At 67.8% G+C, this 2,915-nt stretch carries 4 protein-coding genes and 1 pseudogene; 3 read left to right on the plus strand and 2 right to left on the minus strand.

Annotated elements, in window-relative coordinates; genetic code table 11:
• Positions 1-368 (minus strand): annotated as a pseudogene (locus WBA11_RS11350) (hypothetical protein); the annotation flags it as partial.
• A gap of 305 nt (positions 369-673) precedes the next feature.
• Here WBA11_RS11350 and carA point away from each other — a divergent pair.
• The 3 genes from carA (at position 674) to WBA11_RS11365 (ending at position 2,731) form a co-directional block, all read left to right on the plus strand.
• Positions 674-1,789 (plus strand): glutamine-hydrolyzing carbamoyl-phosphate synthase small subunit, encoded by a 1,116-nt coding sequence (gene carA, locus WBA11_RS11355; protein WP_424520800.1) that lies wholly within the window; start codon positions 674-676, stop codon positions 1,787-1,789.
• A 164-nt stretch (positions 1,790-1,953) separates the two neighbouring features.
• Complete coding sequence (locus WBA11_RS11360; RefSeq protein ID WP_424520801.1) at positions 1,954-2,409, plus strand: DUF3291 domain-containing protein; 456 nt, start codon at positions 1,954-1,956, stop codon at positions 2,407-2,409.
• Entirely contained in the window at positions 2,381-2,731 is a 351-nt protein-coding gene (locus WBA11_RS11365; protein WP_424520802.1) for a hypothetical protein, read from the plus strand. Before WBA11_RS11360 ends, WBA11_RS11365 begins: the two co-directional genes overlap by 29 nt.
• Here the strand turns inward: WBA11_RS11365 and WBA11_RS11370 are convergent.
• A partial coding sequence (locus WBA11_RS11370) for a hypothetical protein (RefSeq protein ID WP_424520803.1) occupies positions 2,718-2,915 on the minus strand: 198 nt, incomplete at its 5' end. The genes WBA11_RS11365 and WBA11_RS11370 overlap by 14 nt on opposite strands.

The raw sequence follows: 2,915 nt of genomic DNA on the forward strand, positions 1-2,915 counted from the left end.
GGGGGAGCCGGCGGCGCGACCGGTCCGGGACGCGGAGCAGCGGGCGCGTCGGGTAGGGGCGGCGCCTCGATCTCGATGTCCTGGACGATCTCGTCCACGATCACCTCGTCGGGTACCTCGACGGGCGGAAGGGCGACCTCGACGGGCGGCGGGGGAGGAGCAGGCGGCTCGGCGCCCGGCGGCGGCTGCGCCGTCGGGTCGACCAACTCGATCGCGACCATCTCCTGCTCCGCTGTCTGCCGAACGATCCCGGCCTCGAGGTCGACGTTCGGCCACAGCAGGAACGCGGCGTTGACGACCGCCAGGCTCGCCGCCAGGCTCGCCAAGGCGCGTGTCGTGCTGGAACGAGAACGGGAAGCGGAGGTCACGAGCAGGAAACGGGGAGCGGCCTCGAGGACGTGTGCGAGGATACGGGCGGACGGCGATCTGCTGAGGGCACGTGGGCTTCGCCGGCCTCGAGGATGGCCCAGCGTGCGACGGTGCCAACGCCGTGTGAATCTGGCCGGGACACCGACCTCTAGCTCATTCGCTCTGTAGCTTTGAGAAACCGTCGGACGACATGCTCGCCTGGACCTTCCTGCCCCTTGCTGCTTCGGCAGCCGCCCGGCCCGACGGCCGCTAGCCTTCCATTTTGGGAGGCTTTTTTTGTATCCCCCCGTCTCGCTCCTTCGCCATGACTGACACCCCCGCCAAGCTCGCCCTCGCCGACGGGACCGTCGTGACCGGCACGGCCATCGGCGCCGTAGGCGAGACGACGGGTGAGCTGTGCTTCAACACGTCGATGAGCGGGTACCAGGAGATCCTGACCGACCCGAGCTACGCCGGCCAGGTCATGATGATGACGTACCCGCACATCGGCAACTACGGCGCCTTCGAGGACGCGACCGAGGCCGACCGGCCCCACGTCAGCGGGCTGGTCGTTCGGCAATACTCCCGGAATCCCTCGAACCACGCCTCCGAAGAAACACTCGACGCGTACATGACGCGGCACGGGCTGGTCGGGATCTCGGGCGTGGACACGCGCCGCCTGGTCCGCCACATCCGAGAGAAGGGCGTGATGAACTGCGTCATCTCGTCGTCCGACCTCGAGGACGCGTCGCTCGTGGCGAAGGCCAAAGCGGTACCGAGCATGGCCGGCCTGGAGCTGGCGAGCGGCGTCACGGTGAGCGAGCCGTACGACTTTTCGGAGGGCGAGCGCCGCATCGCGGTCTACGACTACGGCGTCAAGCGCAACATCTTGCGCTCGTTCGCGCACCTGGGCTGCGCCGTCCGCGTCTTCCCCGCCGGAACCGCCCTCGAGGACGTCCTCGAGTGGGCACCCGACGGCGTTTTTCTCTCGAACGGTCCGGGCGACCCGCGCGCGATGCCGGAGGCCGTCGAGACGGCTCGGGCGGCCATCGACTCCGGCCTGCCGCTGTTCGGCATTTGCCTCGGTCACCAACTGCTCGCGCTCGCCGAAGGGCTCGAGGTCTACAAAATGAAGGTGGGCCACCGCGGCGCCAACCACCCGGTCTTGAACCTCGCGACGGGCCGCGTCGAGATCTCGACCCAGAACCACGGGTTCGCCGTCCTCGAGGACGGGTTAGAGGGCGTGGCGCGCGTCGACCACCGCAACCTCAACGACGACACGGTCGAGGGGCTCGAGTACCAACGGTTCCGCGGGTTCTCGGTCCAGTACCACCCCGAGGCCTGCCCCGGCCCGCACGACAGCCGCTACTTGTTCGACCGGTTCATCGCGCTGATGGACGGCGAGACGGTCACTCCCGCCCTCGAGGGCGATGCCGAGTGAGCAACGGTCCGCCACCGAAATACTCCGGTACGTCTGGGATCTACGCAACATATGCGCCGCCTCGGGCTGGCACCGCGACTCTCCAGCGATCACGTTCGACGGCAAGTCGGTCGCCTGCCAAAGGAGACTCTTCTGCTCTCTCCATCCTCGACGGACCCGAACGCATGACGCACCACATCGCCCAGGTCAATGTCGGTCGCATCCTCGGTCCCATGGACGGCGAGGTGATGGCTGAATTCCAGCGTGCCCTCGACCCGATCAACCTGTTGGCCGAGCGGACGCCGGGCTTCGTCTGGCGCTTGCAAGACGGCGACGACGCGACGTCGCTCCGTCCCTTCGAGGACGACACGGTCCTGGTCAACATGAGCGTCTGGGAGTCGGTCGAGGCGCTGCGCGACTACACCTACCAGTCGGGTCACACCCACTACGTCAAGCGACGCAAAGAGTGGTTCCAGAACTTCGGCCGGCCCCACTACGCGCTGTGGTGGGTCCCCGCCGGCCACCACCCGACGCCTCTCGAGGCCGGCGAGAGGCTCGACGCGCTCCACGCCGACGGCCCGACCTCGAGGGCGTTCACGTTTACCAAACTGTTTGATCCGCCTGCCCTCGAGGACGTCTAGCTCTTTTGAGAACGACTGGCACGTCCTCGAGGACGACCACTACTGCGAGAACGCCCCCCGCATCGCTACACCACTCTCCGGCCTCGAGGCCAACTCCAAAAAAATGGCAAACGAACGCAAAGCCCTCGTCGTCCACTACGCCCCCGGCCACGACGCCGAGACTGTCGACGCCCTCACCGATCACCTCAACGACGGCTGGCGTCTGATCTCGACCGCGGCGATGGGCGGGACCGGCGGGGCCACGTCGCCCGCCCAGTTCGCGTGCTTGGTCGTGTTGGAGCGCGAGGAGACCAAGACCGTCGGCGGCTTTAGCGCCGGGTAGGGTTCTCGCTTCCGGGTTCAGGGTTCGCAGAGATGCGCCCTCGAGGTCGGGACACGAACTGAACCCACACACGCGACCTCGAGGTCGGCGCCTCGATACCCAGATCGGCCTCGGGGTCGAGCCCGACGACGCGCTGGCCCAGCCTCTGGCGCCGGTGCGCCGCCGTGAGCGCGAAGTTCTCGCC

The organism is Rubrivirga sp., assembly GCF_049648075.1.
GTDB lineage: Bacteria > Bacteroidota > Rhodothermia > Rhodothermales > Rubricoccaceae > Rubrivirga.

What these genes read in the sequence shown, in the direction of transcription:
- carA (WP_424520800.1), top strand. Translation starts at nt 674, where the DNA reads ATGACTGACACCCCCGCCAAGCTCGCCCTCGCCGACGGGACCGTCGTG.
- WBA11_RS11360 (WP_424520801.1), top strand. Translation starts at nt 1,954, where the DNA reads ATGACGCACCACATCGCCCAGGTCAATGTCGGTCGCATCCTCGGTCCC.